At 28.0% G+C, this 1,980-nt stretch carries 1 protein-coding gene; it reads left to right on the top strand.

Annotation, left to right across the window (positions count from 1 at the left end):
* Positions 1–86: 86 nt before the first annotated feature.
* Positions 87–1,697 (top strand): hypothetical protein, encoded by a 1,611-nt coding sequence (locus TS70_RS06430; RefSeq protein ID WP_198049768.1) that lies wholly within the window; start codon positions 87–89, stop codon positions 1,695–1,697.
* Positions 1,698–1,980 lie beyond the last annotated feature (283 nt).

The following is a 1,980-nucleotide window of genomic DNA, read 5'->3' on the forward strand; positions in this document are numbered from 1 at the left end:
TTTTTTTGTTTAATTTTAACTTGCCTTTTTTTATTTTTTCTTATAATAATTTCATAACTGATGAAAAACTAGTGGGGGTATAAAATATGAAAAAAATATTAACTTTGTTAATGGGCTTATCTTTAACAACAACAGCAGTTAATACTATTATTAGCTGTACAATAAAAAGTAATCCTGAACAAGCTGATGGGGGCGGCCTTGATTATCAAGGGGATTTAAAAATTTTAAATACAATTACAAAACATATTGCTGATAGTTTTCAGCAATATGCGACTGAAAAAACACTAATCGATATTAATGATTATTCAATCCCGGAATTTGAAAACTTATTTTCAATGGTAAGTGCTGCAAAACCATTTCAAAAATTAGATCGTAATGATCAACAAGTGGAACCAGCTTTATCGGCGTTAGTGAATGGTTTTTTAGCTGTTTTTGATAATCTTAATCGTAAAATTGCTGATGACTATTCAAACTATTATCCAGATAGTGTCCCAATGGCAACTGATCAGAGTGATATGAAATTTACTTTAAACTATATTGATATTAATAAATTAGGAACATTAACAAATGTTGACACGAATGGTTTAAAAGGAGTTCGCTTGGATTTTAAATTACAACTAAAGGTTAAATTTAAATCCTTAGAACCTGGTATGCCTTTTACCTTTCAATATGCAATTACCAATGATGGTGTGCGGATGAAAAAAATTCTAACAGCTGTAACTGGGGCAGTTTCAAAAGCAATTGTTAAATTTTTTAATACAAATGGTGGTGATATTATTGTCAATCAAAATTCAGCTTATCGAAACATTTATGATAATTTTGATTTAAATTATGCTTATGATCATAGTATGCTAGATACAATTGTTCAAAATGAATTAAGTACGGCGTTACAAGCAGATTCTGGACTTGGTGATATTCGAGATAGTATTACTTATGCTCCTGATGAAGAAATTTTAGCGTTATTAAATTCAATTATTAATCCTGATACAAATGGGGTGACACCATCATTACCAGAAGATGAAAAATATATTTGGGTTAATACTGGTTATGCCCCAGATAAATTAACACCAGAAAATTTTTTAACATATTATGGAGAAAAATTAAACATTTTAACAAGTACAACTGGTCCAAAATTACAGTTAGGGCAATTTAAGGTTAACTTAGCAAAAGTGTTAGTTGCTGGGATTCCTTTAGTTGGGGTTGTCTTAAATGATGGAAAACCTTTTTATATTAATATTGGAATTACTCGTGACGGAATGATTAATAAAATTAAAAATTTTGGGCGGATTATTGCGGCTTTTTACAAGTATTATCAAATTACGTGAGATATCAAGCGTTATACTGAAGGAAGAATTCAGTTAGAACCAAAGTTGCATGAAATGATGTTTGATAATCCACAAACATATACTTATAAAAAAATATGAAGTGTTTTATTAAAAAAATTTAAAGAAGATCCTAAAAATCAAACATTACCAGATCTTGATAAGTTTTGAGTATCAACATTTAGTAACAAAGACATTGTAATGGGTCATGATATACCAAATTTACCAGAACGGGGAATTTATTTATTTCATCAAGACCATTATAATTTAGGGTTCCAATTTGGGGTTAATTCAACAACCAATAACATTTATTATACCCCTTGACCAGTTGATAAGTGAAATATTGCGTTTAAACCATATGGTTCACCAATGTAAAAAAATAACCTTAAATTTAATCAACAATTGTGGCTTTAATTTAAAAATGGGTCTAATTTAGACTCATTTTTTCTTTAGGATTATTAACTTGTTTTGTTGTTATTTTTTGCAACTTTATAAATATAAATCTTTAATAAAGACAAGTGATTTTTAAAATATTATGATACTATAAATTTGAAGGTGATAATTGATGGAAGAAGTTAAATATAAAACCGCTTTACTTATTGATTATGATAATTTTAATAATAGACTTCTTGCATTACTTGTTAAAAAATTGCAAATA

The sequence above is a fragment of the Spiroplasma sp. hyd1 genome, assembly GCF_016082235.1.
In the GTDB taxonomy this organism is placed as follows: domain Bacteria; phylum Bacillota_I; class Bacilli_A; order Mycoplasmatales; family Mycoplasmataceae; genus Spiroplasma; species Spiroplasma poulsonii.